The 25447-nt window shown below is 74.1% G+C and carries 22 protein-coding genes; 10 read left to right on the top strand and 12 right to left on the bottom strand.

What is annotated here, in order from left to right:
• The first annotated feature begins 42 nt into the window (after nt 1-42).
• Both ACFLFB_RS17785 and ACFLFB_RS17780 read left to right on the top strand, forming a co-directional pair.
• The gene (locus ACFLFB_RS17785; protein ID WP_392543498.1) at nt 43-810 is read left to right on the top strand and encodes a FadR/GntR family transcriptional regulator; all 768 of its coding nucleotides are present in this window, start codon (nt 43-45) and stop codon (nt 808-810) included.
• A 5-nt stretch (nt 811-815) separates the two neighbouring features.
• Nucleotides 816-1571, top strand: a complete 756-nt coding sequence (locus tag ACFLFB_RS17780) for a hypothetical protein (RefSeq protein ID WP_392543497.1) — start codon at nt 816-818, stop codon at nt 1569-1571.
• Here the strand turns inward: ACFLFB_RS17780 and ACFLFB_RS17775 are convergent.
• The 6 genes from ACFLFB_RS17775 to ACFLFB_RS17750 form a co-directional block, all read right to left on the bottom strand.
• Nucleotides 1558-2859: an MFS transporter gene (locus tag ACFLFB_RS17775; protein ID WP_392543496.1), complete on the bottom strand. Its 1302-nt coding sequence runs from the start codon at nt 2857-2859 to the stop codon at nt 1558-1560. The two genes, ACFLFB_RS17780 and ACFLFB_RS17775, sit on opposite strands and share 14 nt — an antisense overlap.
• A gap of 152 nt (nt 2860-3011) precedes the next feature.
• Entirely contained in the window at nt 3012-5906 is a 2895-nt protein-coding gene (locus tag ACFLFB_RS17770; protein WP_392543495.1) for an FtsX-like permease family protein, read from the bottom strand.
• A complete protein-coding gene (locus ACFLFB_RS17765; protein ID WP_392543494.1) occupies nt 5903-6634 on the bottom strand; it encodes an ABC transporter ATP-binding protein in 732 nt (243 codons plus the stop codon). The genes ACFLFB_RS17770 and ACFLFB_RS17765 overlap by 4 nt, the downstream gene beginning before the upstream one ends.
• A complete protein-coding gene (locus ACFLFB_RS17760; protein ID WP_392543493.1) occupies nt 6634-7296 on the bottom strand; it encodes a PadR family transcriptional regulator in 663 nt (220 codons plus the stop codon). Before ACFLFB_RS17760 ends, ACFLFB_RS17765 begins: the two co-directional genes overlap by 1 nt.
• 277 nt (nt 7297-7573) lie before the next feature.
• Nucleotides 7574-7936: a DUF1304 domain-containing protein gene (locus ACFLFB_RS17755; protein ID WP_392543492.1), complete on the bottom strand. Its 363-nt coding sequence runs from the start codon at nt 7934-7936 to the stop codon at nt 7574-7576.
• A gap of 120 nt (nt 7937-8056) precedes the next feature.
• Complete coding sequence (locus ACFLFB_RS17750) at nt 8057-9034, bottom strand: NAD(P)H-quinone oxidoreductase (RefSeq protein WP_392543491.1); 978 nt, start codon at nt 9032-9034, stop codon at nt 8057-8059.
• Between the two features lie 528 nt (nt 9035-9562).
• Between ACFLFB_RS17750 and ACFLFB_RS17745 the strand changes: the two genes are divergently transcribed.
• Nucleotides 9563-11029 (top strand): PhoX family protein, encoded by a 1467-nt coding sequence (locus ACFLFB_RS17745; RefSeq protein ID WP_392543490.1) that lies wholly within the window; start codon nt 9563-9565, stop codon nt 11027-11029.
• Between the two features lie 79 nt (nt 11030-11108).
• Here ACFLFB_RS17745 and ACFLFB_RS17740 read toward each other — a convergent pair whose 3' ends face one another.
• From ACFLFB_RS17740 to ACFLFB_RS17725, 4 genes are all read right to left on the bottom strand, one after another.
• Nucleotides 11109-12662 (bottom strand): PQQ-binding-like beta-propeller repeat protein, encoded by a 1554-nt coding sequence (locus tag ACFLFB_RS17740; RefSeq protein ID WP_392543489.1) that lies wholly within the window; start codon nt 12660-12662, stop codon nt 11109-11111.
• 116 nt (nt 12663-12778) lie between these two features.
• Nucleotides 12779-13543, bottom strand: a complete 765-nt coding sequence (locus ACFLFB_RS17735; protein WP_392543488.1) for an IclR family transcriptional regulator — start codon at nt 13541-13543, stop codon at nt 12779-12781.
• Complete coding sequence (locus ACFLFB_RS17730; RefSeq protein WP_392543487.1) at nt 13543-14217, bottom strand: response regulator; 675 nt, start codon at nt 14215-14217, stop codon at nt 13543-13545. Before ACFLFB_RS17730 ends, ACFLFB_RS17735 begins: the two co-directional genes overlap by 1 nt.
• The gene (locus ACFLFB_RS17725) at nt 14214-15971 is read right to left on the bottom strand and encodes an ATP-binding protein (RefSeq protein WP_392543486.1); all 1758 of its coding nucleotides are present in this window, start codon (nt 15969-15971) and stop codon (nt 14214-14216) included. The genes ACFLFB_RS17730 and ACFLFB_RS17725 overlap by 4 nt, the downstream gene beginning before the upstream one ends.
• Nucleotides 15972-16070: 99 nt before the next feature.
• Here ACFLFB_RS17725 and ACFLFB_RS17720 point away from each other — a divergent pair, with 99 nt between their 5' ends.
• The 5 genes from ACFLFB_RS17720 to rraA are packed head-to-tail and all read left to right on the top strand — an operon-like array spanning nt 16071 to nt 20060.
• A complete protein-coding gene (locus ACFLFB_RS17720) occupies nt 16071-17084 on the top strand; it encodes a Bug family tripartite tricarboxylate transporter substrate binding protein (RefSeq protein ID WP_392543485.1) in 1014 nt (337 codons plus the stop codon).
• Nucleotide 17085: 1 nt separating this feature from the next.
• A complete protein-coding gene (locus ACFLFB_RS17715) occupies nt 17086-17601 on the top strand; it encodes a tripartite tricarboxylate transporter TctB family protein (RefSeq protein WP_392543484.1) in 516 nt (171 codons plus the stop codon).
• Entirely contained in the window at nt 17601-19172 is a 1572-nt protein-coding gene (locus tag ACFLFB_RS17710; RefSeq protein ID WP_392543483.1) for a tripartite tricarboxylate transporter permease, read from the top strand. The genes ACFLFB_RS17715 and ACFLFB_RS17710 overlap by 1 nt, the downstream gene beginning before the upstream one ends.
• A gap of 7 nt (nt 19173-19179) precedes the next feature.
• Nucleotides 19180-19572 carry a universal stress protein gene (locus ACFLFB_RS17705; protein WP_392543482.1) on the top strand — a complete coding sequence of 131 codons (393 nt, stop codon included), beginning with the start codon at nt 19180-19182 and terminating at the stop codon, nt 19570-19572.
• Nucleotides 19572-20060, top strand: coding sequence for a ribonuclease E activity regulator RraA (rraA, locus tag ACFLFB_RS17700; protein ID WP_392543481.1), 489 nt, complete (start codon nt 19572-19574; stop codon nt 20058-20060). Before ACFLFB_RS17705 ends, rraA begins: the two co-directional genes overlap by 1 nt.
• Here rraA and ACFLFB_RS17695 read toward each other — a convergent pair.
• The gene (locus tag ACFLFB_RS17695) at nt 20047-20559 is read right to left on the bottom strand and encodes a MarR family winged helix-turn-helix transcriptional regulator (RefSeq protein WP_392543480.1); all 513 of its coding nucleotides are present in this window, start codon (nt 20557-20559) and stop codon (nt 20047-20049) included. The two genes, rraA and ACFLFB_RS17695, sit on opposite strands and share 14 nt — an antisense overlap.
• A gap of 83 nt (nt 20560-20642) precedes the next feature.
• On the opposite strand from ACFLFB_RS17695, the gene ACFLFB_RS17690 reads away from it, so the two are divergent.
• Both ACFLFB_RS17690 and hutH read left to right on the top strand, forming a co-directional pair.
• Complete coding sequence (locus ACFLFB_RS17690) at nt 20643-22616, top strand: ABC transporter ATP-binding protein (protein WP_392543479.1); 1974 nt, start codon at nt 20643-20645, stop codon at nt 22614-22616.
• 62 nt (nt 22617-22678) lie between these two features.
• Entirely contained in the window at nt 22679-24343 is a 1665-nt protein-coding gene (hutH, locus tag ACFLFB_RS17685; protein ID WP_392543478.1) for a histidine ammonia-lyase, read from the top strand.
• 191 nt (nt 24344-24534) lie between these two features.
• Here hutH and ACFLFB_RS17680 read toward each other — a convergent pair whose 3' ends face one another.
• A complete protein-coding gene (locus ACFLFB_RS17680) occupies nt 24535-25314 on the bottom strand; it encodes a class I SAM-dependent methyltransferase (RefSeq protein ID WP_392543477.1) in 780 nt (259 codons plus the stop codon).
• Nucleotides 25315-25447: the final 133 nt, after the last annotated feature.

Below are 25447 nucleotides of genomic sequence, written 5' to 3'. Positions count from 1 at the left end.
CGTCGCCGTCGGCGGGTCGGGCAGCGAGGCCAGGAGGAGCGCGTGGATGAGACCGTGGTGCCGAGCGGCGCGTCGCTCCAGCTCGGCCCCTACGCCGCCGTCTTCGCGCCCCTGGATGCCGCCGGCCGTGCGGAGGCCGTGACGCGGCGCCTCGGCGACTCCATCGCCTTCGGCCTGCTCCCCGACGCGTCGCCGCTGCCACCGGAGAGCGACCTCGCCGAACGGTTCGGGGTGGCCACCACGACGGTGCGCGAGGCGTTGTCGACGCTGCGGGCCGACGGCCTCATCCGCACCCGTCGAGGACGCGGCGGTGGGTCGTTCGTCTGCGCGCCCGCCGATGGAGGACGCGCCGCCCTCCTGGACCGGTTGCGGCGCACCGGGATCGGTGAGTGGCGCGACCTCGCCGACCACTACGCGACGGTCAGTGGCGGGTGCGCTCGCCTGGCGGCCCACCGCGCCGACGACGCCGACGTCGCCCGCCTCGAGGAGCTGGCGTCCCGTCCCATGCGTGCCGACCGGGCGGGGGTGCAACGGCTCGAGGGGCAGTTCCACGTCGACCTCGCGGCCACCGCCCAGTCGGCGCGGCTCACCCGCGAGGAGATGTCGCTGCAGGGCGAGCTCGGCCCGTTGCTCTGGCTCGCCCACACCCAGGCGGGGTCGCTGGAGCGGGCGGGCGACCGGCACCGGGCCATCGCGGCGGCGGTGCGCGACGGTGACGCCGACCGGGCGCGGGCGGAGGCCGAGACTCACGTGGGCGAGCTGTTCGGGGCGGTCCGGACCATGGTCCTCGAGGCACGGAGGTCGCGATGAACGGGATGAACGGATCGAACGGGGCGGTCGAGGCCGAGGCGCGCGGGCTGGCGGACCGGGTCGACGAGGTCGGCGCGTGGGTGGTCGGCACGGTCGGGGCCCTGTCCTCGCTCGTGGCCGGGCAGCTGGCGCCCATGACCCGGAGGGCCGACCTCGACATCGAGGACCACTGCCGCGCGCTCCTCGAGCAGCGCGAGATCCCGCTCGCGGGAGCCGGTTTCGTCGCCGAGGCGGGGGCCCTGGCCGACGCGCCGTACTGGCTCGAGTGGTGGACCGCCGACCCGGAGGTGGGCGCCGCGAGCTGCCGCCGGCTGGCGGCCGACACCGACCCGGCGTCGGTGGGCTTTCGCGACTACACCGAGCTGCCGTGGTTCGTGACCCCGCGGGAGACGGGCCTGCTGCACGTCACCGGGCCGTACGTCGACTACGTCTGCACTGACCAGCACACGCTGACCGTCACGCAGCCGGTCGTCGTGGGCGGGAGGTTCGTGGGGGTCGCCGGGATCGACGTCCTCGCCGCGACGGTCGAGCGCCTGCTGCGCGACCCGCTCGACACGGCGTCCGGGGTCCTCGTCGTGGTGAACCGGGTGGGGCGGGTCGTGGCGTCGTCCGACCCCGAGCACGTGGTGGGCGACCTCGTGGGTGGCCTGCCGGACGACGCCTGGTTCACGAGCCGGCGGTCCGGCCGGGCGGGCGAGGGCGAGCCGTGGGAGTTCGTCGCCTGCACGACCGTGCCGCTCGGCGTGCTCATCCGCCTCTGAGGCCCGTCCGCTCCGCCGTGAGTGCGGAACTGGTCGCCGGGGCAGCCGTTTCCGCACTCGCGGCGGAGGATTCGGAGGTTCCAGGGCCGGCGAGGCGGCGCAGCAGGGGCTGGGTGGCCAGCGCGAGCACCGCGGCCGCGACACCCGCAGACACGGTCACCGAGAAGGCGCCGAGGTGGCCGTGGAGGTCGGCCAGGCGACCGGCCACCCCCGACCCCACCGCGTAGCCGATGCCGGTGGCGGCAGCGAGCAGCGTCATCGCGGTGCCGACCTTCGAGGGCGGGGCCGCGCGCTCGCCGAGCATGAAGACGCTGATCATGTACGGCGCGACGACGAAGCCGAGAACGAGCACCACGGCGAACAGCTGCGGCACCGAGTCGGTCAGCAGCAGCGGCGACGACAGCACCGCCAGCCCGAGCGCTGCCACCAGCACGCGTGTGGCGTAACCGATCCGCGCCGGCAGGGCGGCGACGGCGAGGCCCGCGATGACCGAGCCGACCCCGAGCGACGCGTGCACGAGCCCCGCGATGCCGGCCTGGCCGGCCAGCGTCGCGAGCACCGTGGTCCCGGTCTGGATCGAGCCGAACACGACGCCGATGAGCAGCTGGGCCACGAGCAGCACGACGAACACGCCCGTCACGAGCCGGGCCCCGGAGTCGATCGCCGCGCGGTGGGCGTGGGCGAGCCGGGCGGTCGGGTGCAGCGCGAACGCGCAGCCGAACACGAGCAGCACGCTCGCCGCGACGACGAGCGCCAGCGCCGGGTCGGCGACGACGACGAGCAGCCCCAGCAGGGCCGGGCCGAGGACGAAGGACGCCTCGTCGGCCGCGCCCTCGTAGGAGAAGGCGGCCTCCATCAGGCGCGGCTGCCGGCTGCCCTGCTGGCGGGTGATGGGCCGCCACCGGACCCGCGCGAGCGGCCCGATCTGCGGCATCGCCGCACCGGCGAGGGCGGCCGAGGCGATGACGAGCGCCGGGCTCGCGCCGCCCCGCGCCAGGGCGACGAGCAGGAGGAGGCCGGCCCCGCCGAGGAGCGACTGGACGAGCACGACGGGGCGCTGGCCCACACGGTCGGCGAGTGCGCCGGCCACCGGGGCGCCGACCGCGTTGGCGACGGCGAGCGCGCCCGCGGCGGCACCGCCGAGCCCGTACGAGCCGGTGGTGGCGGCGACGAGGAGGAGGGCGCCCATCTGGCTCATGGCCAGGGGCAGGCGGCCGACGAAGGCGACCGCGACGTAGAGGGGTCCGGCGAGGCTGAACAGCCGCCGGTAGGAGGCGAGGGGTGACATCGGTGGTGCTTTCGGGTCGACCGCCGGGTACGGCGGAAACTGGCGTGCGCCGAACCCGCCTCCAACGGCGCACCAGGACCCTGTGCACCGCCCATTCTACGCCCGCGCGCCCGGACCTCCCGCCGGTCGGCCGGCCCGCCCGACGCTCGTGCTCAGGTGGAGCGGCGGGTGACCTGCGGCGCCCTGCGGATGCCGGCCCACGCCATCAGGGCCGCGACCAGCGGGACGAGCACCCCCACCGTGGCGAGCTGCAGCCACGGGATGACGAGGGTCGTGTCCTGCCCGATGGGCACCCCCGTGACCGAGTCCCAGCCCTGGCTCGTCAGTGGCCGCGCGATGGCGATGCCCGGCACCAGCCCGACCGCCACCCCGAGGAGGCACCCGACGGCCGCGAGGAGGAGGGCCGCGGCGGCCGCCATCACGCGCCGCGTCCCCCTCGTCGCGCCGAGGGCGGCGAGCGTCGCCTGGTCGGTCTGCTGCTCGGCCAGGGTGAGGGCGGTCGACGTCAGGGTGATGACGAGGATGAGGAGGGCGAACACGCCGAGCAGCACGGCCACCACGACGGCGTCGTCGCGCGAGAAGCCCCGCTCGACCGTCACGCCGACCTCGTCGCCGAGGACCGCGGACAGCCGTTCGGCCACGGTGTTCGACACGGGGGCACCGGAGGCGTCGCGGATCGTCAGGGAGTGAACCCGGGTCGGCCAGTCGCGGGCCACGGCGCTGTCGGACGCCAGGGCGAGCGTGGACCCCAGGAGCCCGGCGTCGACCTCCTTGGTCACCGGCAGCGCGACCACGGGGACCTTGACCTCCTGGGTGACCTTCACGCCGGGGTCGGTGGTCCCGGTGGCGTTCGGGTCGACCACGGTGGTGCCGCGCACCACGGTGACCGTGCCGTCGGTGACCGCGCGAGCCGGCAGGCCGCGCACGAGGGCCGCACCGGCCCGCACCGCCGTCACCTGCACGGGGTCGAGCCCGAGCCGGCGCTGGAGCTCGGCGGCGGGCAGGAGGAGCACCTGGCCGTTGCCGCTGGCGTTGGTGCCCGCCACCATGCACGGGGGTCCCTGCACCGACTCCGCCTCCGATGCGGGCACCCACTCGAGGTCCACGATGGTGCGCTCGGCCGTGCAGCCGGGGGGCAGGACGTTGAGGAAGCCGACGTCGTAGGGCTTCGTGGGGGTGGCGGGGTTCTGCTGCATCATCGGGTCCTGGGTGTCGAACACCCGGTTCTGGCTGACGAGGAGCCCGGGTGCCGCACCGCGGGCGGCCGCGTCGTCGAGCCGCGTGCCCCACGCACTGACGAGGGCCTCGCCGGGAAGCGTCTGAGGGGTGTACTGCTGCCGCCCCTGCTCGGTGTCGCTGGCGAGCCCCGTGAGCCCGAAGGTGAGTCCCGCGACGGCCGCGAGCACCGCGGCCACCGACGGCGCGCTGCGCGACCGGTGCCGCGCGAGGTCACGGGCGGCCATCCGCAGGGCCGCCGGCAGGCGACCACCCAGCCGTCCCACCCCGGCGAGGATGACCGGCACGAGGAGGAGGGTGCCGACGATGAGGATCACGGCGCCGAGGGTCACGGCGAACTCGCCACCCTCCCGGATGCCGAGCAGCTCGGTGACGCTGGGCAGCCCGCCGACCCCGGTGGAGCCGAGGACGACGACGGCACCGAGCAGCGTCAGCACCACTCCGGCGAGGAGGACCAGCCGGCTGGGCGGCGGCGACACGCTCTGCCCGCGCATGACCCCGACGATGTCGAGGCGCCCCAGCCGCCGAGCCGGTGCCAGGGCGGCCAGGAGGGTGCTCGCCACGGCACACAGGGCGATGCCGCTGAGCAGCCCCCAGCGGATGTCCAGCGGGGTCGAGCGCGAGAGGGTGAGCTCGCTCGTGGTCAGGGCGATGACCGAGGGGGTGGCGGCCACGCCCAGCACGGTGCCGACCACCGCCGACGCGCTCCCGAGCACCAGCGCCTGGGCCAGGACGGTGCGGCGCAGCACGGGCGTGCTCGCACCGTTGCTCGCGGCGAGCGCCAGGGTGCGGCGCTGGCGGGCGGCACTGACGGCGAAGGCCGGCCCCACGAGCAGGGCCGTGGTGATGAGCAGCATGGCCGCGCCGAGCCCGAGGAGCAGCCGCATCTGGCTGGCGTCGCCCCGGGCGTTCGCGCGGATGTCGGCTGGCAGCTCGTCGATCGACGGCGGGTTGCGCAGCGCGGCGGCCGACGTGACGCGCAGCCCGTAGTCGTTGAGGGCGCGCACCTCGGCCCAGGTCACGGGGTCGCTGCCCCGGACGATCCACGTGTTCCCGCGCGCGGTGGCGCCGTCCGGCAGGACGGGCACGACGAGCCCTTCGGACCCGCCGTAGTAGCTGAGGACCTCGGCGGTGCCGACGACGTCGAAGGTGTGCGGGGTGCCGTCGACGGTCACCGTGGCACGGCCGCTGCTCGGCAGGCCCTTGGAGACACCGAACGGGGTCACGAGGGCCTCGGTGGCGCCCTGCGGCCAGCGTCCCGACCCCAGCCGCAGCCGGTCGCCGAGGCCGACGGAACCGTCGAGGGCCAGCCCTTCCATGCTGACCCGCCGCTCGCCGACGGTGAGGCGGACCGCGAACGTGCCGAGGGGGGAGACGGGCGCGCCCACGAGCCGCGACACCGCCGCCGCGTTCTCGAAGCCGGTGGCGTCGGCCGAGTAGCCCGGGATGGCCTTCGCGTCCCCGACCGAGCTCGTGCCGGCGTCGGGGTCGGCGCCCTGCTGCAGCCGCCCGCTCTCCGGACCGTCGAGGAGGGCCTGGCCGTTCCCCATGAGGGGGGTGATCTTCTCCGGCCCGTCGATGTCGGAGGTGACCGCGAGGGTGACGACGAGGCTGAGCAGGAGGGTCGGCAGGGTCACCATGACCACGACGAGCGCGCTGCGGCCGCGGTGGCGACGCACGTCGCGCCGCGCCATCCGCAGGGCCACGGTCCAGGTCGAGCGCCAGGTGGCGAACCGGCCCGGCTCGGGGGCGCCGGGGTCCTCGGCCCGGCCGCCGTCGGTGCGCTCCTCGGGGCGGACGAGCGTCGTCATCGCGCCGCGGCCTCGCTGGCGAGGAGGTCCTCGGGCGTCTCGCGCGAGCCGGTGGAGTCGACGACGACGCCGTCGCGCAGGAAGACGACGCGGTCGGCCCAGGCCGCGTGCCGGGCCTCGTGGGTGACGAGGAGGCCGGCGACGCCCTCGTCGCAGCGCTCGCGCAGGACGCGCAGCACCTCCTCGCCGGTGTGGCTGTCGAGGGCGCCGGTCGGCTCGTCGGCGAGGACGAACCGGCGGCTGCCGACGAGGGCCCGGGCGATGGCGACGCGCTGCTGCTGCCCGCCGGACATCTGGTCGGGGTAGCGGTCGGAGAGGTCCATGAGGTTCATCAGGCCGAGGGTGTGGCGCGCCTGCCGCCGGGCCTGCCGGGCGCGCACGCCGTCGAGCTCGAGGGGGAGGGCGACGTTCTCGGCCGCGGTGAGGCTCGGGATGAGGTTGTAGTCCTGGAAGACGAAGCCCATGCGGCGACGGCGCAGCTTGGCGAGGTCGCGCGGGGCGAGGTCGGTGAGGGTGTCGCGCCCGATGGAGACCGTGCCCGAGGTCGGGCGGTCGAGGCCGCCGGCGACGTTGAGCAGGGTCGACTTGCCCGAGCCGCTCGGTCCCATCACGGCGACGAGCTCACCGACGGCGATCTCCAGGCTGACCCCGGCGAGGGCGGTGACCGCCGTCTCGCCGGAGCCGTGGACGCGGGTGACGTCGGTGAGGACGACGTGTGCTGCGGTCATCAGTGGTTCCCCCCGTGGTGCGTGGCGACCGGCTCCTGCGCGGTCGCCGGGTCGTGTGCCGGCGTGCTGATGGGCGCGGGCCGCGGGCGGCGGGCCAGCATCGTCTCGACGTGGTCGAGCCAGCGGACCTCGGCCTCGGCCGCGAAGACGAGGTTCTCCAGGACGAGGAGCCAGGCCAGGCCGGCGTCGTCGGCGGACGCGGGGCGTGGCATCCCGGCGGAGGTGGAGGCCTCGGCAGCCCCCTCCGTGCTGCCGAGGGCGCCGCGCTTGAGGCGGGTGAGGTCGCGCAGGTGGCGCAGGGTGGCCGTGCGCTGGGTCTGCACGACGTGGTGGACGTCGACGCCCGGGGCGGTGACCGCCAGGGCGAGCTTGATCGTCAGCTCGTCGCGCGGGGTGTTGGTGCGGTCGACCGGGGTGGACCACCAGGTGGCGAGCTCGTCGTGGCCGCCCGCGGTGAGGCGGTAGGCGATGCGGCCCTCGCCGTCGGCGTCGGCGGCCTGCTCGACGAGGCCGTCACGGACGAGGCGGTCCAGCGTCGTGTAGACCTGCCCGACGTTGAGCGGCCAGGTCCCGCCGGTGCGTCCCTCGAACTCGCTGCGCAGCTGGGCGCCGTACTTCTCGCCCTCGGCGAGCAGGGCCATCAGGCCGGACCGGACCGACATCGGCATTCCCCTTCGACGGGCGTTGCATACCGGGTATGTCACGCGTGATGGGAGATGTATACCGAGTATGTGTCAGCGGGTCAAGCATGATCGGGCGGGTCCGGGGCAGGAGGTGGGCATGTCACCTGTCTCGATCCGTCCGGTCGGCGGTGCCCGCGGGTGCCTGACCATGCTCGTCGTCTCTGCACTGCTGTCGCTGCTGCTGACCGTGGTCCTCAACCTGGTCGTTCGCTGAGCCCCTCGCGACGTCCCGCCGCCGCGAGCACGTCTGGGGTCCTCAGTGCGCGAGCAGCTGCGCGATCAGGGCGAGGGCGGCGGGCAGCGCCTGCACGACGAGGATGCGACGGCTCAAGGTGGCCGCGCCGTACAGCCCGGCGACGAGGACGCACGCGAGCCCGAAGAGCGCGAACGCGTAGCGGTGGTCGGCCGGCCCGACGAGCCCGAGGACGAGCGCCGCCACGAGGAACCCGTTGTACAGCCCTTGGTTGGCCGCGAGGGTCGTGCTCTCCTGCGCGAACTCGGGCGTCGTCCCGAATGCGGCCCGTCCTCGCGGGGTGGTCCACAGCGCCATCTCGAGGACGACGATGTAGACGTGGATGAGCGCCACGAGGGCGGTGAGGATGAACGCGACCGTCGACATGGTCGATGTCTACCGCACGGCACCGCCCCCGCGACAGGCCACCGCGCCGCCCCACCGCTCGGGTGCGCGCGCGGAACAGGTCGAGCGGGGGAGGACCTCATCCGCTGGGCGGCGGGTGCGTCAGGTGGTGAGCAGGACCTTGCCGACGTGCGCGCTCTCCTCGAGCTCGCGGTGCGCTGCTGCCGCCTCGGCCAGCGGGTGGCGCGACTGCACGACCGGCCACACCCGGCCGGCCGCCAGCAGGGGCCACACGTGCTCGCGCACCGCAGCCACGATCGTCGCCTTCTCCGCCGCAGGCCTGGCCCGCAGGGAGGTGGCGATGACGGCCGCGCGCTTGCGCAGCAGGACCGACAGGTCGAGCTCGCCGCGCGTGCCCCCCTGCATCCCGATGACGACGAGCCGCCCCGCCGTGGCGAGGACGTCGACGTTGCGCCCGAGGTACGCCGCCCCCATGTTGTCGAGGACGACGTCGGCGCCGTGGCCGTCGGTGGCCTCGCGGACCCGCTCGACGAAGTCCTCCTCGCGGTAGTTGACGAGCACCTCGGCACCGAGCGCGCGGCACGCCTCGAGCTTCTCGGCCGACCCGGCCGTCACCGCCACGCGCGCCCCGACCTCGCGGGCCAGCTGGATCGCCATCGTGCCGATGCCGGAGGAGCCGCCGTGCACGAGCAGGGTCTCGCCCGGCTGGAGGTTGGCCGTGAGGAAGACGTTGGACCACACGGTGCACACGACCTCGGGCAGCGCCGCGGCATCCACGAGCGACACCCCCTCGGGCACCGGGAGCAGCTGCCCCACGGGCACGCGCACGGCCTCGGCGTACCCGCCGCCGGCGAGCAGGGCGCACACCTCGTCGCCCACGGCCCAGCCCTCGACGCCCTCGCCGAGCGCGGCGACCGTCCCGCTCACCTCGAGCCCCGGCACGTCGGACTCGCCGGGCGGGGGTGCGTAGAACCCCTGGCGCTGGAGGAGGTCGGCGCGGTTGACGCCGGCCGCCGCCACCGAGACGAGGACCTCGCCGGCCCGCGGCTGTGGCGTGTCGACCTCGGCCAGCACCAGGGCCTCGGGCCCACCGAACGAGGGGAGGGTGATCGCCTTCATCCCGTCACCGTATGCCTCGCGACCTCGGGTCCCCACCACCGAGCCCAACCACCCGGTCGGGCCATTGACCGCGGCCCGGGCGCGGGTCGAGCATGGGCAGGTTCCCGCGCCGGTGAGGCGCACCCCCGGAACCACCGCCGTGACCCCCGCGCCGGCCCCTGACACCAGGGACCGAGCCCCGGAACGTGGTCGACACGGCGGACTCCTGGCCCCGGTCGTGGCCGCCGCGGCGGACCCAGCAACGACGGCGCGCCACCGCACGCCGTCGCCAGGGTGAGGGCCGCCTGCCGGCCCGCGAGGAGGTGCGGCATGCCACGGTTCCGGGGTGGCTCGGTGACACGGACCCCCGTGTCACCACCACGAGGGGGAGTCTGGGGAGGCCTGCGGACGGGCCCGTAGCCCGGGCCGATGACGGGCTCGTGAGGGGCGCGCTCCGGAGGTCCAAGGCGTCGGTCCCGACACCCCCGTTGCGTCGGCGACCGTCCTACGGTGGGGGATCCGCCACCCGCCACCGATGGGAGCAACCACATGTCGATCGAACGCCGCACCGTGCTCAAGGGAACCGCCGCCGTCGCGGGAGGGGCCGTCCTCGGCGGCCCGTTCGCGGGGCTGGTCGCCGCACCCGCCTCGGCGCTCGGGGCGCCGGCGTTCCGCGGCCTGCGCGCCGCACGGGACGAGCGGGACGGGAAGGTCCGCCTGCACCTGCCCGAGGGGTTCCGCTACCGCTCCTTCCACGACACCGAGTCGCCCGTCACGCTGAACGACGGCACCGCCCTCCCCGGCCGCCACGACGGCATGGCCGCCTTTGCCGGCACCGCCGGCCGGGTCACCCTCGTGCGCAACCACGAGGTCAACAACCCCGGTCCCGCGTTCGGCCCCCAGGGCGACCACACGTACGACCCGATGGGTCGCGGCGGCTGCACCGTCATCGACGTCTCGCGCACCGGGGAGGTCGCCCAGGCGTGGACCGGCCTCAACGGCACGATGATGAACTGCTCCGGCGGTCCGATGCCGTGGGGCACCTGGATGACGTGCGAGGAGACCGTCAACGGCCCCGACGTCGGCCCCGACTTCACCGGCGCCTCGAACGTCCCGCTGACCAAGCCGCACGGTTTCGTCTTCGAGGTGCCCACCAGCGGGCGGAGCAACGGCGAGCCCGTGACCAAGGCCGGCCGCTTCGCCCACGAGTCGGTCGCCTTCGACCCGCGCGGCGGCAGCCTCTACCTCAGCGAGGACAACTTCGCCTTCCCCTCGGGCTTCTACCGCTACACGCCACGGACCTCCCCGATGGAGACCGGTCGCCTCGACAACGAGGGCCGGCTGCAGATGCTCAAGGTCAAGGGCGTCGACAACGCCCACCTCGAGGCGAGCCAGGCCAAGGGCACGCGGTACCACGTGGAGTGGGTCGACATCGACGACCCGGACCCCACCTACCCCTACACGCCGGGCCAGGTCGCGCCGACCTCGAACGACACCGCCATCAACCACGTCGGCGACCAGGGTCGCGCGCAGGGCGCCGCCCACTTCTCGCGCCTCGAGGGCACGATCCACGACAAGGGGGTCATCTACTTCACCTCCACCCAGGGCGGCGGCGCCGCGATGACGGGCCCGGACTCGGTGGGCGGGTACGGCAAGGGCTTCGGCCAGGTGTGGGGCTACGACACCCGCAGCGAGACGCTCTTCCTCGTCTACCAGTCGCCGGGCAAGCAGACCTTCGACTTCCCCGACAACATCACCGTCAGCCGCAAGGGCACCCTCGTCGTCTGCGAGGACAGCAACCAGGACAACTACGTGCGCGGCCTCTCCCGCGGCGGGCAGCTCTGGGACATCGCGCTCAACCGGGTCGAGAGCTCGCGCACCGGGCTGCCGCGCTACGACGACGAGTTCGCCGGGTCGACCTTCAGCCCCGACGGCCACACCCTGTTCGTCAACGTCCAGGCCAGTGCGGGCATGACGTTCGCGATCTGGGGCCCGTGGGAGCGGATCGGCGTCTGACCGGCCCTCCCCACCACGGCACCGAGGAACGCGCCGCCCCCACTCCCGGGGCGACGCGTCCTCGCGTGCGGTCCGTCGGCTACAGGCCGAAGGCGAACAGCTTGGTGTTGGGGGTGCCGAAGCCGAAGTTGCTGTAGCCCGAGCCCCAGTAGAGCGTGCCGTTGGAGATGGCCGCGCCGGACAGGCACGACCCGCCGCTCGCGAAGCGCCACAGCTCGGCACCGGTCGCCGCGTTGAGGGCGTACATGTGGCCCAGCGCGTCGAGCGAGCAGCCGAACACCACGCCGTTGGCGGTCGTCACCGGTCCGGCGGTCGAGCCGCCCTGCGACGGCCGGGTCTCCCAGAGCAGCTGCCCGGTGGCGGCGTCGAGGCCGCTCCACACGCCGGTCGTGGCGCCGTTCCACGGCACGAGGTTGCTGTTGGCGTTGGCCGTGTAGACCCGCCGGCCGTCGGTGGCCGAGCCCCACTGGAGACCGCCGGCCGTGCCGCCGGGTCCGGCCTGGGTCACCCAGACCACGGCCCCGGTCGAGGGGTCGAGCGCCCAGTACTGGCCGCTCTTCTGGCCCGCGCCGACGAGCTCGCGGCCCTTCGAGGGTCCGGACGCCACCGTGTAGAGGTTCGGTGCCTGGCCGAAGTCGAAGTCGGGCCCGGCGGGCTCGGGGCAGTTGCTGCCGTCGCCGATGAACGGGATGCAGTCGACCGTCCAGGCGTCGAAGTCCAGCGCCCGGGTCGCCCACTTGATCGCGCCCGTCCGCATGTCGAGGGCGAGGATCGAGTCGAAGTGGTCGGCGGCGTCGATGCAGGCGAGCCGGCCGGCCGGCGTCGAGGCCGCCGCGACGCACGCCAGGACCCCGGGCGGGGCGTCGTAGTTGTTGCCCGTGGCGATGTAGACCGTCCTGCGCTTGGTGTCGATGGCCGGCGAGCTGCCCCACACCGCGTTGCCGGGGTACCCGACCGGGGTCATGTACGTCTTCCACAGGAGCCGACCGGTGGCGGCGTCGAGGGCGTTCATGCTGCCGCGGAACGAGCAGCAGGGGTAATCGGGGACGATCGCCGAGAAGGCCTCCTCCTGCGAGGCCGTGCCGATGTAGACCACCCCGTCGAACACCGTCGCCGACTGGGTGATGATCGCCGCCGGGTGGCTCTCGACCTGCGTCTTCCACAGCAGCGCTCCGGTGTTCTTGTCCACGGCGAACACCGCGCCGCCGCCACCGAAGGGTCCCTGGTTGCCCAGGATGAGCGCCGTGTCGGTGACTGCAGGGGTGGCCCGTGCCTTGTCACCGGTCAGCCCGGTGTACGCGCTGATGGAGGTGCGCCAGACCTGCTTTCCGGTGGCGCGGTTCACCGCGTAGAGGTTGCCCGCCCAGTCGGGGAAGTAGACCCGCTGCCCGTCCACGGCGGGGGTCGCCGAGACGTCGCCACCGGTCGTGAACTCCCACTTCTTCACCAGTCCCGAGACGTTCGCGGCGGAGATCTTGCTCTCGTTCGCCGCGAACCGGGTGTTGGCCCGGTCCCCACCGGCGGACGTCCACCCGTTGCCGCCGGGCGCCGCCAGCGCCTGACCACCGAGGAGGAGCGTCCCCACCGCTCCCACCGCCACCACCAGCTGGGCACGCCGCCGCCACGTCGTCATCGGGTCTTCCTTTCGAGAGGGAAGGGGGTGGCCCGGGCACCGTCGACCGGGCCACCGGCCAACGTACGACCGGGGCGAGGAGGGCGTCCATGGCCCGACTGGGGGGTCCGGCAGGGTCAGCGCATGGCCCGACCGAGCCGGGTGGACAGTCCCGCGGCGGCCTTGCGGACGGCCCCGACGAGCCGGGCGGTGGCGACGTCGTCGACGTCGGCCTGGGCGAACGTCACGGCCACCCCGGCCACCGGGTAGTCGTTGTGGTCGAGGACGGCCACGGCCACCGAGCCCAGCCCCGGGGTGACCAGCCCGTCCTCCACCGCGTGGCCCCGCTGGCGCACCGCCTGCAGCTCGGAGCGCAGCTGGGTCGTGGAGGCCGGGCCGCGTCCGTCGCGCTGCACGAGCGCGGCGCGGTCGGGGTAGAGGGCGCGGACCTGGGCGGCGGGCAGCGCCGCGAGCATCGCCAGCCCCGAGGCCGTGAGCGCCGCCGGCAACCGGACCCCGACGTCGGTCACGAGGAGCGGACGGCCCGGCGCCCGCTGCTCGATGACGTAGAGGACGTCGCGCCCGTGGAGGACCGCGAGGTGGGCGTTCTGCCCGGTCGCCTCCGCGAGGCGGTCCATGACCCCGCGCGACATCCGCTCGAGCGGTGCCTGGCGCTGGTAGGCCGAGCCGAGCTCGTAGGAGGCCAGGCCCAGGCCGTAGCGGCGCTCCTCGGGCAGGTGGCGCACGTAGCCGCGGTCGACGAGGACGGTGAGCAGGTGGTAGACGCTCGACCGGGGCAGGCCGAGGTCGCGGGCGATGGCGGCCGCGGGCACCGGCTCGCCCCGCCGCGCGATGAGGGCGAGGACGTCGAGGGCGTGGCCGGCGGCCGGGGCGTTGGCCATCAGCCCACCCACCGGTAGAGCCGCTCGGGGCGGCCCGTGGAGCCGTAGCGCAGCCGGACGTCGGCGCGGCCGGTGGTGACGAAGTGCTCGAGGTAGCGCCGGGCGCTGACGCGGGACAGGCCCACGCCCTCGGCGACCTCGGTGGCCGACAGGGTCTGGGTCGAGGCGGCGAGGGCGTCCTCGACGAGCTTGGCGGTCTCCGGGCTCATCCCCTTGGGGAGCGGTTCGGCGGCGCCGCCCGCGGAGCTGCGGGCGAAGACGCGGTCGACGTCGGCCTGCCCGGTGACCTCGGTGCGCTCGAGGAAGGAGCGTTGGGCCGCGTACCGCCGCAGCCGCTCCTCGAGGTCGCCGAAGCCGAAGGGCTTGAGGACGTAGTCGGTCACCCCGAGCCGCACGGCCGCCCGCACCGCCTCGCTCTCCTTCGCCGCGGTGATGACGACCGCGTCGCACGGGTTCGGGCCGGTGCGCAGGTCGGCGAGCAGGTCGAGGCCGAAGCGGTCGGGGAGGTAGAGGTCGAGGAGGAGCAGGTCGGGGCGCAGGGTGGCCACGGCCTCGGCCGCCTCCTTGCCCGAGTGGGCGACCCCGACGACCTCGAACCCCTCGACCCGCTCGACGAACCCGACGTGGATCCGCGCCACCATGAAGTCGTCGTCGACGACGAGCACCCGGATCACGGCCCGACCTCCGACGGCACGACCTCTGGTGCCGACGCGTCCGACGGAACCGGCTCTGCCGCAACGGGGTCCACGAAGGTCGACACCCCGAGCCGGGCGACGAACGAGGTGACGCCGTCGACCCGCTCGACGTCGATCTCCCCGCCGCGACGACGGCAGACGAGCCGGGTCAGCGCGAGTCCCACGCCGTGCTCCATCGGGTCGACGCGCTTGGTGGTGACGCCGTGCTCGAAGAGGGTGGCACGCAGCTCGTCGGGGATGCCGGGCCCGGAGTCGGCGACGACGATCTCCACGGTGCTGGCGTCCTGGCGCAGCCGCACGCGGACGAACGGGTCGGGCCGCGGGCCGCGGGGGGCGTGCTCGAGCGCGTTGTCGACGAGGTTGCCGAGCACCGTGGCGACGTCGGCGGCGTCGTGGGTCTCGAGCCGCTCGAGGCGGGTGTCCTCGGCGAGGGTCAGCTCGACGCGGCGCTCGTTGGCGCTGGCGACCTTGGCCATGAGCAGGGCCGCGATGGTCGGGTCGTGGACGAGGGTGTTCACCGTGAGGTCGAGGGCGTGGCGCCGCTCGCTCAGGGCGTCGACGTAGCGGACCACCTCGTCGTGCTCGCCGATCTGGATCAGCCCGCTGATGGTGTGCAGCTGGTTGGCGAACTCGTGCGCCTGCGCACGCAGCACGTGGGCGGTGGAGCGGAACGAGCCGATCTCGCGCTCGAGGTCGGCGAGCGCGGTGCGGTCGCGCATCGTCGTGACGGTGCCGAGGACGCGGTCGCCGCTGACCACGCGCATCGTGCTCATGACGAGCACCCTCCCACGCCGGATGACGACCTCGTCGCGCGCCGCGGTGACGAGGTCCTCGGGGTCCGTCGGGGCGCCCTCGGCCGCGGGGCGCGGGTTCTCGCCGACGAGCACCTCGCGCAGGCGACCCTCGATGCGCAGGTCCGAGACCGACATCCCGATGGCGTGCTCGGGCAGGTCGAGCAGGTGGCGGGCGACCTCGTTGACGAGGGTGATCCGGTGCTGCGGGTCGAGGGCGATGACGCCCTCGGCGATGCCGCGCAGCATCGCCTCGCGGTGCTCGGCCAGGCCGGCGATCTCGCGCGGCTCCATCCCTCGGGTCTGGCGCTTGATCCGCCGCGAGAGCAGCCACGACCCGCCGAGGCCGACGACGAGGGCGATGCCGAGGTAGGTGAGCAGGTACGACGAGGTGCCCTGCAGGCGCTCCAGCGTGGACGGCGCGCGCTCGGCGACCATCACCGTGCCGAGCAGCTCGCCGGCCCGCGACGCCGTGGACGGGTCGCTGTCGTCGTCGTCGCCGGCGAGCACCGGAACCTGCGACACGATGACCTCCTGCCCGCCGATGACGAGGGTTCCCGACCAGCTGCCGCCCTGCGCGACCCGAGGGTCGCCGACCGGCAGCCGGCGCTCCTCGAGGAGCGGGTCGGTGGACACCCGCACGTCGAGGTCGGGCTCGGCGAAGGTGATGGAGGTGACGCCGGTCTGGGTGACCAGGCTCAGACCGAGGGTGGCCAGGCCGGTGCGGGTCTCGGGCTGGTCGAGGTTGGCGCGCACGAGCGGGCTGGACGCGACCTGCTCGGCGATCGCCGAGACGCGGCGCCCCTCGACCCGCTCGAAGGTGGCCTCCGACTGCGCCAGCGACACCGCGGCGACGGCCACGAGGACGACGACGATGATCGCGAGCTGGAGGGCGAACAGCTGCCCCGCCAGCGTCGTGCGACGCCGCCTCAGCCTGACCACAATGAACTCAACCTTCTCTGCTGACACAAGCGCGACAGGGGCCCGACGCGCCACGACGATCATCGCGTCCGACTTCACCACACGAAAGTGATCTCAACGATGAGACTCCACCGCATCGCCCTCGGGGCCGTCGTCGCGGCCTCCCTCGCGCTCACCGGCTGCGGCGCCACGAAGAACCAGGGCGGCGGTGACGCGTCGGCCTCCGCCAGCGGTGGCGGCGCCCCCGCGACCGGCCTGCAGTACATGGTCCCCAACAGCCCGGGTGGCGGCTACGACACGACGGCCCGCACGGCCGCGCAGGTCATGGAGAAGGAGAAGATCACCGGCTCGGTCCAGGTCTTCAACCTCCCGGGTGCCGGTGGCACCGTCGGCCTCCAGCGCGTGGTCAACGAGAAGGGCAACGGCAAGCTCGCGATGCAGATGGGCCTGGGCGTCGTCGGCGCCGCCTACACGCAGAAGTCGGCGGCCTCCCTCAGCGACACCACCCCCATCGCCAAGCTCATCGAGGAGGCCGGCGCGATCGTCGTGCCCAAGGACTCCCCGTACAAGGACATCACCCAGCTGGTCGACGCCTGGAAGAAGGACCCCAAGGCCCTCGCGGTCGGTGGCGGCTCCTCGCCCGGCGGCCCCGACCACCTGCTCCCGATGCAGCTCGCGGCCGCGGTCGGCATCGACCCCAAGACCGTCAGCTTCGTCTCCTACGACGGTGGTGGCGAGCTCCTCCCCGCGCTCCTCGGCAACAAGATCGCCTTCGGCGCCAGCGGTTTCGGTGAGTTCCTCGACCAGGTCGAGGCCGGCGACGTCCGCGTCCTCGCGGTGACCTCGGCCGAGCGGGTCGACGCCCTCAAGGACGTCCCGACCCTCAAGGAGTCGGGCATCGACCTGGAGTTCACCAACTGGCGCGGCGTCGTGGCGCCCCCCGGCATCTCCGAGGCCGACAAGGCCGTCTGGATCGACGCGTTCACCAAGATGCACGCCTCCGCCGGCTGGAAGGCCGAGCTGGAGAAGCGCGGCTGGGTCGACGCCTTCGAGACCGGTGACGAGTTCGGTGCCTTCCTCAAGGCGCAGGACACCGAGGTCGCGGCCATCCTCAAGAAGCTCGGCCTGGCCTGACATGAGTACCGAGGCCACCACGGCCACCACCGCGGTCAGGGACCGCGCGCAGTACGCACTGTGCGCGGCCCTGGCCCTGGTCGGGGTGGTCGTCATCATCGACGCGAGCCGCATCGGCCACGTCACCAGCAGCAACGACCCCGTGGGTCCGCGCGCCATGCCGTTCGTCGTCGGGGCGCTCCTGCTCGTCGTCGCGGTCCTCTACGCCGTCGACGTCGCCCGCGGCGGGGTCGGCGAGGCCGAGGCCGGCGAGGACGTCGAGCTCGGCCAGGCGGCCGACTGGAAGACGGTCGGCCTGCTCGCCGCGGCCTTCGCCCTCAACGCCGTGCTCATCGAGCCGCTCGGCTGGGTCATCAGCGGGTCGCTGCTGTTCTTCCTGTCGGCGTTCGCGCTCGGCAACCGCCACCACGTGCGCGGGCTGGCCATCGGCATCGCCCTGGCGCTGATCACGTTCTACGCGTTCGCGATCGGGCTCGGCGTCAACCTGCCCGCCGGCATCCTGCAGGGGATCCTCTGATGGACAACCTCAACGCGCTCCTCGGCGGGTTCGCCGACGTCATCACCCCGATGAACCTGCTCATCGCCCTGCTCGGCGTCACGGTGGGGACCGCCGTCGGCGTCCTGCCGGGCATCGGGCCGGCGATGACCGTGGCCCTGCTGCTGCCGGTCACCTACGGTCTGCCGGTCGAGCAGTCGCTCATCCTCTTCGGCGGCATCTTCTACGGCGGCATGTACGGCGGGTCGACGACCTCGATCCTGCTCAACACCCCGGGGGAGTCGTCGTCGGTCGTCACCGCCCTCGAGGGCAACAAGATGGCCAAGTCCGGCCGGGCCGCCCAGGCGCTCGCGACCTCGGCGATCGGCTCGTTCGTGGCCGGCACCATCGCGACCGGGCTCATCGTCCTCGTGATGCCGCAGGTCGTGGACTTCGCGATCACCCTCGGGTCGCCCGAGTTCCTCGCGATCATCCTCGTGGCCTTCGTCGGCACCGCGGCGATCCTCGGGTCCTCGCGGCTGCGGGGGTTCGCGGCGCTGCTCCTCGGCCTGTCCCTCGGCCTCGTCGGCACCGACTTCGTCACGGGCCAGCAGCGGCTGACCTTCGGCAGCCCCTTCCTCGCCGACAACATCGACGTCGTCGTCATCGCGGTCGGCATCTTCGCCATGGGCGAGGCCCTGTGGGTCGCGGCGCACCTGCGGCGCAAGGCGGCGACCGTCATCCCCGTGGGTCGCCCGTGGATGTCGAAGGAGGACTGGGGCCGCTCCTGGAAGCCCTGGCTGCGCGGCACGGCCCTCGGGTTCCCGTTCGGGGCGATCCCCGCCGGCGGCGCCGAGATCCCGACGTTCCTGTCGTACCTGACCGAGCGCAAGCTGACCAAGCACCCCGAGGAGTTCGGCAAGGGCGCCATCGAGGGCGTCGCCGGGCCCGAGGCCGCGAACAACGCCTCGGCCGCCGGGACGATGGTGCCGCTCCTGGCGCTCGGCCTGCCGACGAACGCGACGGCGGCGATCATCATCGCGGCGTTCATGTCGTACGGCATCGAGCCCGGGCCGCTGCTGCTCACCAAGCAGCCCGACCTCGTCTGGATGCTCGTCGCGAGCCTCTTCATCGGCAACTTCTTCCTGCTCGTGCTCAACCTGCCGCTGGCTCCCACCTGGGCCAAGCTGCTGCGCATCCCGCGGCCGTACCTCTACGCGGGGATCCTGTTCTTCGCGTCGATGGGTGCGTACGCGGTGCAGGGCCAGCCGTTCGACCTCTACCTGCTGCTCGGCCTCGGCTTCCTCGGGTTCGCGATGCGGCGGTTCGGGCTGCCGGTGCTGCCGCTCATCGTCGGCGCGATCCTCGGGCCGCTGTTCGAGAAGCACATGCGCCGCTCGCTGCAGACGACCGGTGGCGAGCTCTCCGGCCTGCTCGGCGGACCCGTGTCCTGGGTCTGCTACGCCTTCATCGCCGCGGTGCTGCTCTGGCCGCTCGTGGCGCGGTTGCGTCGTGGCCGTGGTGGCGATGACGACCGTTCCGGTGATGGCTCCGACGACGACAACGACGGGCACTCTGGCGTGAACCTCGCCGGTGTCAGTCAGTGGGGATGAGGCTGACATGACCGTTCTCGTGGGCTACGTGCCGAACGCGTTGGGAGAGGCCGCCCTCCGGGCGGGCGTGGAGGAGGCGCGGCTGCGCTCGCAGCCGCTCGTCGTCCTCAACATGTCGCGCGACGACGTGCTCGTCGACGCGCGGCGGGCGGGGTCCGACGACCTCGCGCGCGTCGAGCGTGACGTCGCCGAGCTCGGGGTCGACGTCGAGGTCGTCCAGGTCCTGGAGGGGTCCGACCCCGCCGAGACGATCGTCGCGGAGGCCGAGGCCCGCTCGGCGGTCGTCATCGTCATCGGGCTGCGGCACCGCACGGCCGTGGGGAAGCTCCTCATGGGGTCGGTGGCGCAGCGCATCCTCCTCGATGCCCGCTGCCCCGTCCTCGCCGTCAAGGCCGAGTGATGGACCTCCCTGTGGCGCAGGTGGTTCCGACCGCCGACCTCTACGACGAGTACGGCGACACCCTGCAGTCGTGCTCGCTCCAGCTCCGCCGCATCGGCGGTGCGGCGCGGTTCCAGGGCGTCGTCAGCACGGTGCGCTGCCACCGCGACAACGCGCTCGTCAAGGCCGCGCTGGCCGAGCCGGGCGAGGGCAAGGTGCTCGTCGTCGACGGCGGTGGGTCGCTGGAGTCGGCGCTCGTCGGTGACCTCATCGGTGCGTCGGCGGTGGCCAACGGCTGGGCCGGGGTCGTCGTCAACGGGGCGGTGCGCGACGTCGTGGCGCTCGGGACCCTGCCGCTCGGCGTGCTCGCGCTGGGGTCGAACCCGCGCAAGAGCGCCAAGGACGGCGTCGGCGACCGCGACGTGCCGGTGGCCTTCGGCGGCGTCGAGTTCGTCCCCGGAGCCCACCTCTGGGCCGACGAGGACGGCATCCTCGTCACCCGCCCCTGACGTCTCCCTCGTCGTCCAGCGTCGCGAGGATGCGGCGCAGGGCCTCGCGGTCGGCGTCGGGGAGGCGGCCGAACAGGGCCTCGGCATCGGCCCGCCGGGCCGTGCCGATCTCCTCGACGAGCCGCGCCCCCGCCTCGGTGAGCGTGATGACGGTCGCCCGCCGGTCGGTGGGGTCGGGGCCGCGCGCCACGAGCCCACGGCCTTCGAGGGCGTCGACGACGTCGGTGACCGAGCGGGGTGCGATCCGCAGGTGGGCGGCGAGCTCGCCCGGACGGATCCGGTCGTGGTGCGCGACGACGCGCAGCGCCCGGCCGTGGTGGGGGCTGAGGTCCCACGGCGCCATCGCCTCCGCGCCGCGACGGCGCAGCGAGCGGGCCAGGCGCATCACGAGGTCGCCGAGGTCGGCCTCTCCGGCGGCGTCGCCCTCGCCCCTGGCGGCGCGACGGCCGGGACCACGGTCATGCGGCGGGCGGCGGTCGTCATCAGGTCGGGCGGCCATGGGGGAATGCTAGACCGAACTCCTGTGTTGGGCTCATTGTGAGGTAACCTCACCAAAGACCATGACAGGAAGGAGGGGTGCCCATGACGGCCGCCCTCACCGACACCCGCACCACCGCCCCCACCCCGGCCGGTGGCAGCGCCCCCGCGCTCCCGGCCCCCGACGCCGACCCCACCGGCCACGGCGGGCGCGGCTCCCACGGCGCCGGCCGAGGCGGTCGCGGCGGGGCCATGACCGTCGACCCCCGCGACCGCGCCCGGCTCGCCGAGGCGCCGGTCCCGATGGGCCGCGTCCTCGCCCTCTTCCGGCCGCACCGGGCCCGCATCGCCGTCGTCGTCGCGATCATCGTCGTGACGAGCGTCGTCGGCCTCGCCCAGCCGTTCCTCGTCCGCGAGGTCGTCGACGTCGCCCTCCCGCAGGGCGACCTGCGCCTGCTCGCCCTCGCCGTGGGCGGCATGGTCGCCGTCGCGGCGGTCACGCAGCTCCTCGGCGTCGTGCAGACCTGGCTGTCGACCCAGGTCGGCCAGCGCGTCATGCACCGCCTGCGCACCGACGTCTTCACCCACCTCCAGCGCCAGTCCCTCGGCTTCTTCACCCGCACGCGCGGCGGCGAGGTGCAGTCGCGCCTCGTCAACGACGTCGGCGGGATGCAGGGTGTCGTCACCTCCACGGCGACCTCGATCGCCTCCAACGTCACCACCGCCGTCGCCACGGCGGTCGCGATGGCGGCGCTCTCGTGGCGCCTGTCGCTGCTGTCGCTCGTGGTCATCCCGCCGGCGATCTGGCTGACCCGCAAGGTCGCCCTCATCCGCCGCGAGGTCACCGCGCGCCAGCAGGCCGCGCTCGCCGACCTCAACCACCAGATCGACGAGGGCCTGTCGGTGAGCGCGGTCCGCCTCGCCAAGACCCTCGGCACCGGCCCCCGCGCCGCCGAGCGGTTCTCCGAGACCTCCGACTCGCTCGTCGACCTCGAGCTGCGCTCGCAGCTGGCCGGGCGCTGGCGGATGGCGACGATGCAGATCGTCTTCTCCGTCATCCCCGCCCTGGTCTACCTCGCGGCGGGGCTGCCGGCGACCTCCGGTGGGATGACGATCGGCACGCTCGTCGCGTTCACCGCGCTCCAGGGGGGGATCTTCCGCCCGCTGATGGGCCTGCTCAACGTCGGCGCCCAGTGGGTGGCCTCGATGGCCCTGTTCTCACGGGTGTTCGAGTACCTCGACCTCGTGCCCGACGTCCCCGCGCCGGCGCACCCCGTGCCGCTCGACCCCCGGTCGGTGCGCGGGGAGGTGCGCGTCGAGGGTGTCTCGCTGCGCTACCCGGGCTCTGACCGGGAGGCCGTGGCGGGGCTCTCGCTCGTCGTCCCCGCGGGGTCGACCCTGGCGCTCGTCGGGCCGACGGGTTCGGGGAAGTCGACCGTGGCCGGACTGCTGGCGCGGCTGCACGACCCCGACGCCGGGCGGGTGACGGTCGACGGCATCGACGTGCGCGACCTCGCGCCCGAGGTGCTCGCCTCGGTCGTCGGCGTGGTGTCGCAGGAGAGCTACCTCGTGCACGCGTCGGTGCGCGACAACCTGCTCCTGGCCCGTCCCGCGGCCACCGAGGGCGAGCTGTGGGCGGCCCTGGCCGCTGCCCAGGTCGCCGACCTCGTCGCCTCCCTCCCGGATGGTCTCGACACGATGGTGGGGGCGCGCGGCCACCGGTTCTCCGGCGGTGAGCAGCAGCGCCTCGCCGTGGCGCGGACCATCCTGCGCGACCCGCCGGTCCTCGTCCTCGACGAGGCGACCTCGGCGCTGGACACCGCCACGGAGCGGGCCCTGCAGCGGGCGCTCGACGAGCTGGCCCGCGGCCGCACCACCGTGACGATCGCGCACCGGCTCTCCACCGTGCGCGACGCCGACCGGATCGCGGTCCTCGACGAGGGTCGGCTCGTCGAGTCGGGCACCCACGACGAGCTGGTCGCCGCCGGTGGTCGGTACGCCGGCCTCGTCGCCGCCGCCGACCGCACCCTCGCTCCGGCTTCCTACTCACGGCCGACAAGGGGCGGGGCAGGTCTGTGATCCGAGACACGACGGGGCGTCGGGTGCTGTCGGCGCGTCGTCCGCGGCGCTGGAATGGGGAGATGAGCGACGCCACCTCCACGCCCGGACCGGCCTCCGACGGCACGCACCAGAGGATGCCGGCCGCCTATCCGGGGCAGGGCCCGGACCCGACGGGCGCCGGGCCGGAGGATGCCGTGCCCGGGCTCGAGCCCGTGACCGTGGGCGCCGGACCCCTCACCATCGACGACGTCGTGCGCGTCGCGCGCCACGGCGCCCCCGTCGTCGTCGCCCCCGACGCCCTCGCGGAGGTCCGCCGCAGCCGCGACGTCATCCGCTCACTTGCCGACGACACCCAGCCCCACTACGGCGTCTCCACAGGCTTCGGGGCCCTCGCGACCCGGCACATCCCGGTTGACCTGCGCCACCGCCTCCAGCGCTCCCTCATCCGCAGCCACGCCGCGGGCTCGGGCGCCGAGGTCGAGCGCGAGGTCGTCCGCGCCCTCATGCTCCTGCGCGTCGCCACGCTCGCGACCGGGCGCACCGGCATCCGCGAGGAGACCCTCGCCACCTACGTCGGCCTGCTCAACCACGGCATCGCGCCGGTCGTGCGCGAGTACGGCTCGCTCGGCTGCTCCGGCGACCTCGCGCCCCTCTCGCACTGCGCCCTCGCGCTGATGGGCGAGGGTGAGGTCCGCGACGCCGACGGCACCCTGATGGAGGCCGCGCGCGCCCTCGAGGCCGCCGGGCTCGCGCCGGTCGAGCTCGAGGAGAAGGAGGGCCTGGCCCTCGTCAACGGCACCGACGGCATGCTCGGGATGCTGTGCCTCGCCATCCACGACCTGCGTGAGCTGCTCGTCGTCGCCGACGTCGCCGCCGCGATGTCGGTCGAGGGGCTCCTCGGTACGGACGACGTCTTCGCCGCCGACCTCCATGCGCTGCGCCCCCAGCCGGGCCAGGCGGTCGCCGCCGCGAACATCCGAAAGGTGATGGCGCACAGTGAGATCCGCGAGTCGCACCGCACTGACGCGTGCACCCGCGTCCAGGACGCCTACTCGCTGCGCTGTGCACCGCAGGTCGCCGGCGGGGTGCGCGACACCGTCGACCACGCCGCCCGCGTCGCCGGCTGGGAGCTCGCCAGCGCCGTCGACAACCCCGTCGTCACCCCCGACGGCCGGGTCGAGAGCAACGGCAACTTCCACGGCGCCCCGGTGGCGTACGTGCTCGACTTCCTCGCCATCGTCGCGGCCGACCTCGCGTCGATCTCCGAGCGGCGCACCGACCGCTTCCTCGACGTCTCGCGCAGCAACGGCCTCCCGCCGTTCCTCGCCGACGACCCCGGCGTCGACAGCGGCCACATGATCGCCCAGTACACCCAGGCGGCGATCGTGTCGGAGATGAAGCGGCTCGCCGTGCCGGCGTCGGTCGACTCCATCCCCAGCTCGGCGATGCAGGAGGACCACGTGTCGATGGGGTGGTCGGGCGCCCGCAAGCTACGCCGCGCCGTCGACGGGTTGTCGCGCGTGCTGGCGGTCGAGGTGCTGACGGCGGCCCGCGGCCTCCAGCTGCGCGCGCCGCTCGCCCCGGCTCCCGCCACGGCGGCCGTCGTCGAGGCGCTCGTCGGTGCCGGTGCCTCACGGCCCGGGCCCGACCGTTACCTCGCCCCCGAGATCGAGGTCGCGCACCGCCTCGTCACCGACGGCACCGTCCGCCGCGCGGCCGAGTCCAAGGCCGGCCCCCTCGCCTGACCCCCTCTCCATCGCGACCTACCGCCGGGTACGTGGGGTGATCACCCCACGTACCAGGCGGTAGGTCGCGATGGAGGTGGCGATGGCGGGCGCTCCGCAGCGTTGCCCCACGCGACGCCTCCTCGCGATCGTGGGTGAAAACCGTCGCCATGCCGACGGTTTTCACCCACGTTCGAGCGAGGGCTGAGGGGTCAGGCGTCGCGGCGGACGCGGACGACGAGGTCGTCGGAGTGGTGCGCCCCGGCGCCGCCCTCGATGACGCGGGGGCGCCGCTCGTCGACCTCCACCGTCCAGCCCGCGCCGACGCCGGCGGCGACGTCGGCGGGGGAGAGCAGCTCCTCGGGGTCGAAGCCGTGGGCACGCGCCCGGTCGCGGTCGACGTCGGCGTGGTGCACGACGAGCAGCGAGCCGCCCGGCGCGACGAGCCGGGCGAGCGTCGGCAGCGGGTTCGTGTCGGTGAACAGCGTCGGGTAGAAGGCGCTGACCAGGTCGAACGCGCCGTCGGCGAGGTCGTCGGCGGCGTCGGCCAGCTCGGCGTGCACCCAGCGGACGTCGACGCCCTTGGCCTCGGCGGCGGCGCGGGCGCGGTCGAGGGCGACCCCGGACGGGTCGAGCCCCACGACAGCCCACCCCTGTCCGGCCAGCCAGACGGCATCGGCGCCCTCGCCGCAGCCGATGTCCAGCGCCCGGCCCGGAGGAAGCCCGCCTGCCTCGATGGTGAGGGCGTGGTTGGGTGCCCCGCTCCAGATGCCCGAGGCGTTCTCGCCGTACCGGGCGTCCCACTCGGCCTCACCCGGCCGCGTCCCGACGACGTGGCCGCTGGTGAACGCGTCGTCGTGCACGTGCCCGTCGCCGTGCGTGTGTCCGTCGCCCGAGAGGCGGGCAGCGCCGTGCGAGTGGCCGTCGCCGTGCTGAGGGTGCGCGGCATGGTCGGGCGCGGAGGTGGGGCCGGCATCATGCGAGGACGTCATGCCCCGAGTCTGCCTCGGCTCCCCCAGTCCCCGGCGAACGTGTGTGAACTCGCCGCGGATCCCGAGCGAGTTCACCCACGTTCGCGAGGGCGGGGCGAGGGCGCCAGGTCTCGGATGGCAGACACGGTCGCCG

Source organism: Oryzobacter telluris (assembly GCF_043099285.1).
Classification (GTDB): Bacteria; Actinomycetota; Actinomycetes; order Actinomycetales; family Dermatophilaceae; genus Oryzobacter; species Oryzobacter telluris.
This window is presented reverse-complemented; position numbering and strand designations above follow the sequence as displayed.

What these genes read in the sequence shown, in the direction of transcription:
- ACFLFB_RS17750 (WP_392543491.1), bottom strand. Translation starts at nt 9,034, where the DNA reads ATGAAGGCGATCACCCTCCCCTCGTTCGGTGGGCCCGAGGCCCTGGTG.
- ACFLFB_RS17775 (WP_392543496.1), bottom strand. Translation starts at nt 2,859, where the DNA reads ATGTCACCCCTCGCCTCCTACCGGCGGCTGTTCAGCCTCGCCGGACCC.
- ACFLFB_RS17755 (WP_392543492.1), bottom strand. Translation starts at nt 7,936, where the DNA reads ATGTCGACGGTCGCGTTCATCCTCACCGCCCTCGTGGCGCTCATCCAC.
- ACFLFB_RS17710 (WP_392543483.1), top strand. Translation starts at nt 17,601, where the DNA reads ATGGACAACCTCAACGCGCTCCTCGGCGGGTTCGCCGACGTCATCACC.
- ACFLFB_RS17720 (WP_392543485.1), top strand. Translation starts at nt 16,071, where the DNA reads ATGAGACTCCACCGCATCGCCCTCGGGGCCGTCGTCGCGGCCTCCCTC.
- ACFLFB_RS17780 (WP_392543497.1), top strand. Translation starts at nt 816, where the DNA reads ATGAACGGATCGAACGGGGCGGTCGAGGCCGAGGCGCGCGGGCTGGCG.
- ACFLFB_RS17715 (WP_392543484.1), top strand. Translation starts at nt 17,086, where the DNA reads ATGAGTACCGAGGCCACCACGGCCACCACCGCGGTCAGGGACCGCGCG.
- ACFLFB_RS17760 (WP_392543493.1), bottom strand. Translation starts at nt 7,296, where the DNA reads ATGTCGGTCCGGTCCGGCCTGATGGCCCTGCTCGCCGAGGGCGAGAAG.
- rraA (WP_392543481.1), top strand. Translation starts at nt 19,572, where the DNA reads ATGGACCTCCCTGTGGCGCAGGTGGTTCCGACCGCCGACCTCTACGAC.
- ACFLFB_RS17690 (WP_392543479.1), top strand. Translation starts at nt 20,643, where the DNA reads ATGACGGCCGCCCTCACCGACACCCGCACCACCGCCCCCACCCCGGCC.
- ACFLFB_RS17695 (WP_392543480.1), bottom strand. Translation starts at nt 20,559, where the DNA reads ATGGCCGCCCGACCTGATGACGACCGCCGCCCGCCGCATGACCGTGGT.
- hutH (WP_392543478.1), top strand. Translation starts at nt 22,679, where the DNA reads ATGAGCGACGCCACCTCCACGCCCGGACCGGCCTCCGACGGCACGCAC.
- ACFLFB_RS17735 (WP_392543488.1), bottom strand. Translation starts at nt 13,543, where the DNA reads ATGGCCAACGCCCCGGCCGCCGGCCACGCCCTCGACGTCCTCGCCCTC.
- ACFLFB_RS17740 (WP_392543489.1), bottom strand. Translation starts at nt 12,662, where the DNA reads ATGACGACGTGGCGGCGGCGTGCCCAGCTGGTGGTGGCGGTGGGAGCG.
- ACFLFB_RS17770 (WP_392543495.1), bottom strand. Translation starts at nt 5,906, where the DNA reads ATGACGACGCTCGTCCGCCCCGAGGAGCGCACCGACGGCGGCCGGGCC.
- ACFLFB_RS17765 (WP_392543494.1), bottom strand. Translation starts at nt 6,634, where the DNA reads ATGACCGCAGCACACGTCGTCCTCACCGACGTCACCCGCGTCCACGGC.
- ACFLFB_RS17705 (WP_392543482.1), top strand. Translation starts at nt 19,180, where the DNA reads ATGACCGTTCTCGTGGGCTACGTGCCGAACGCGTTGGGAGAGGCCGCC.
- ACFLFB_RS17745 (WP_392543490.1), top strand. Translation starts at nt 9,563, where the DNA reads ATGTCGATCGAACGCCGCACCGTGCTCAAGGGAACCGCCGCCGTCGCG.
- ACFLFB_RS17680 (WP_392543477.1), bottom strand. Translation starts at nt 25,314, where the DNA reads ATGACGTCCTCGCATGATGCCGGCCCCACCTCCGCGCCCGACCATGCC.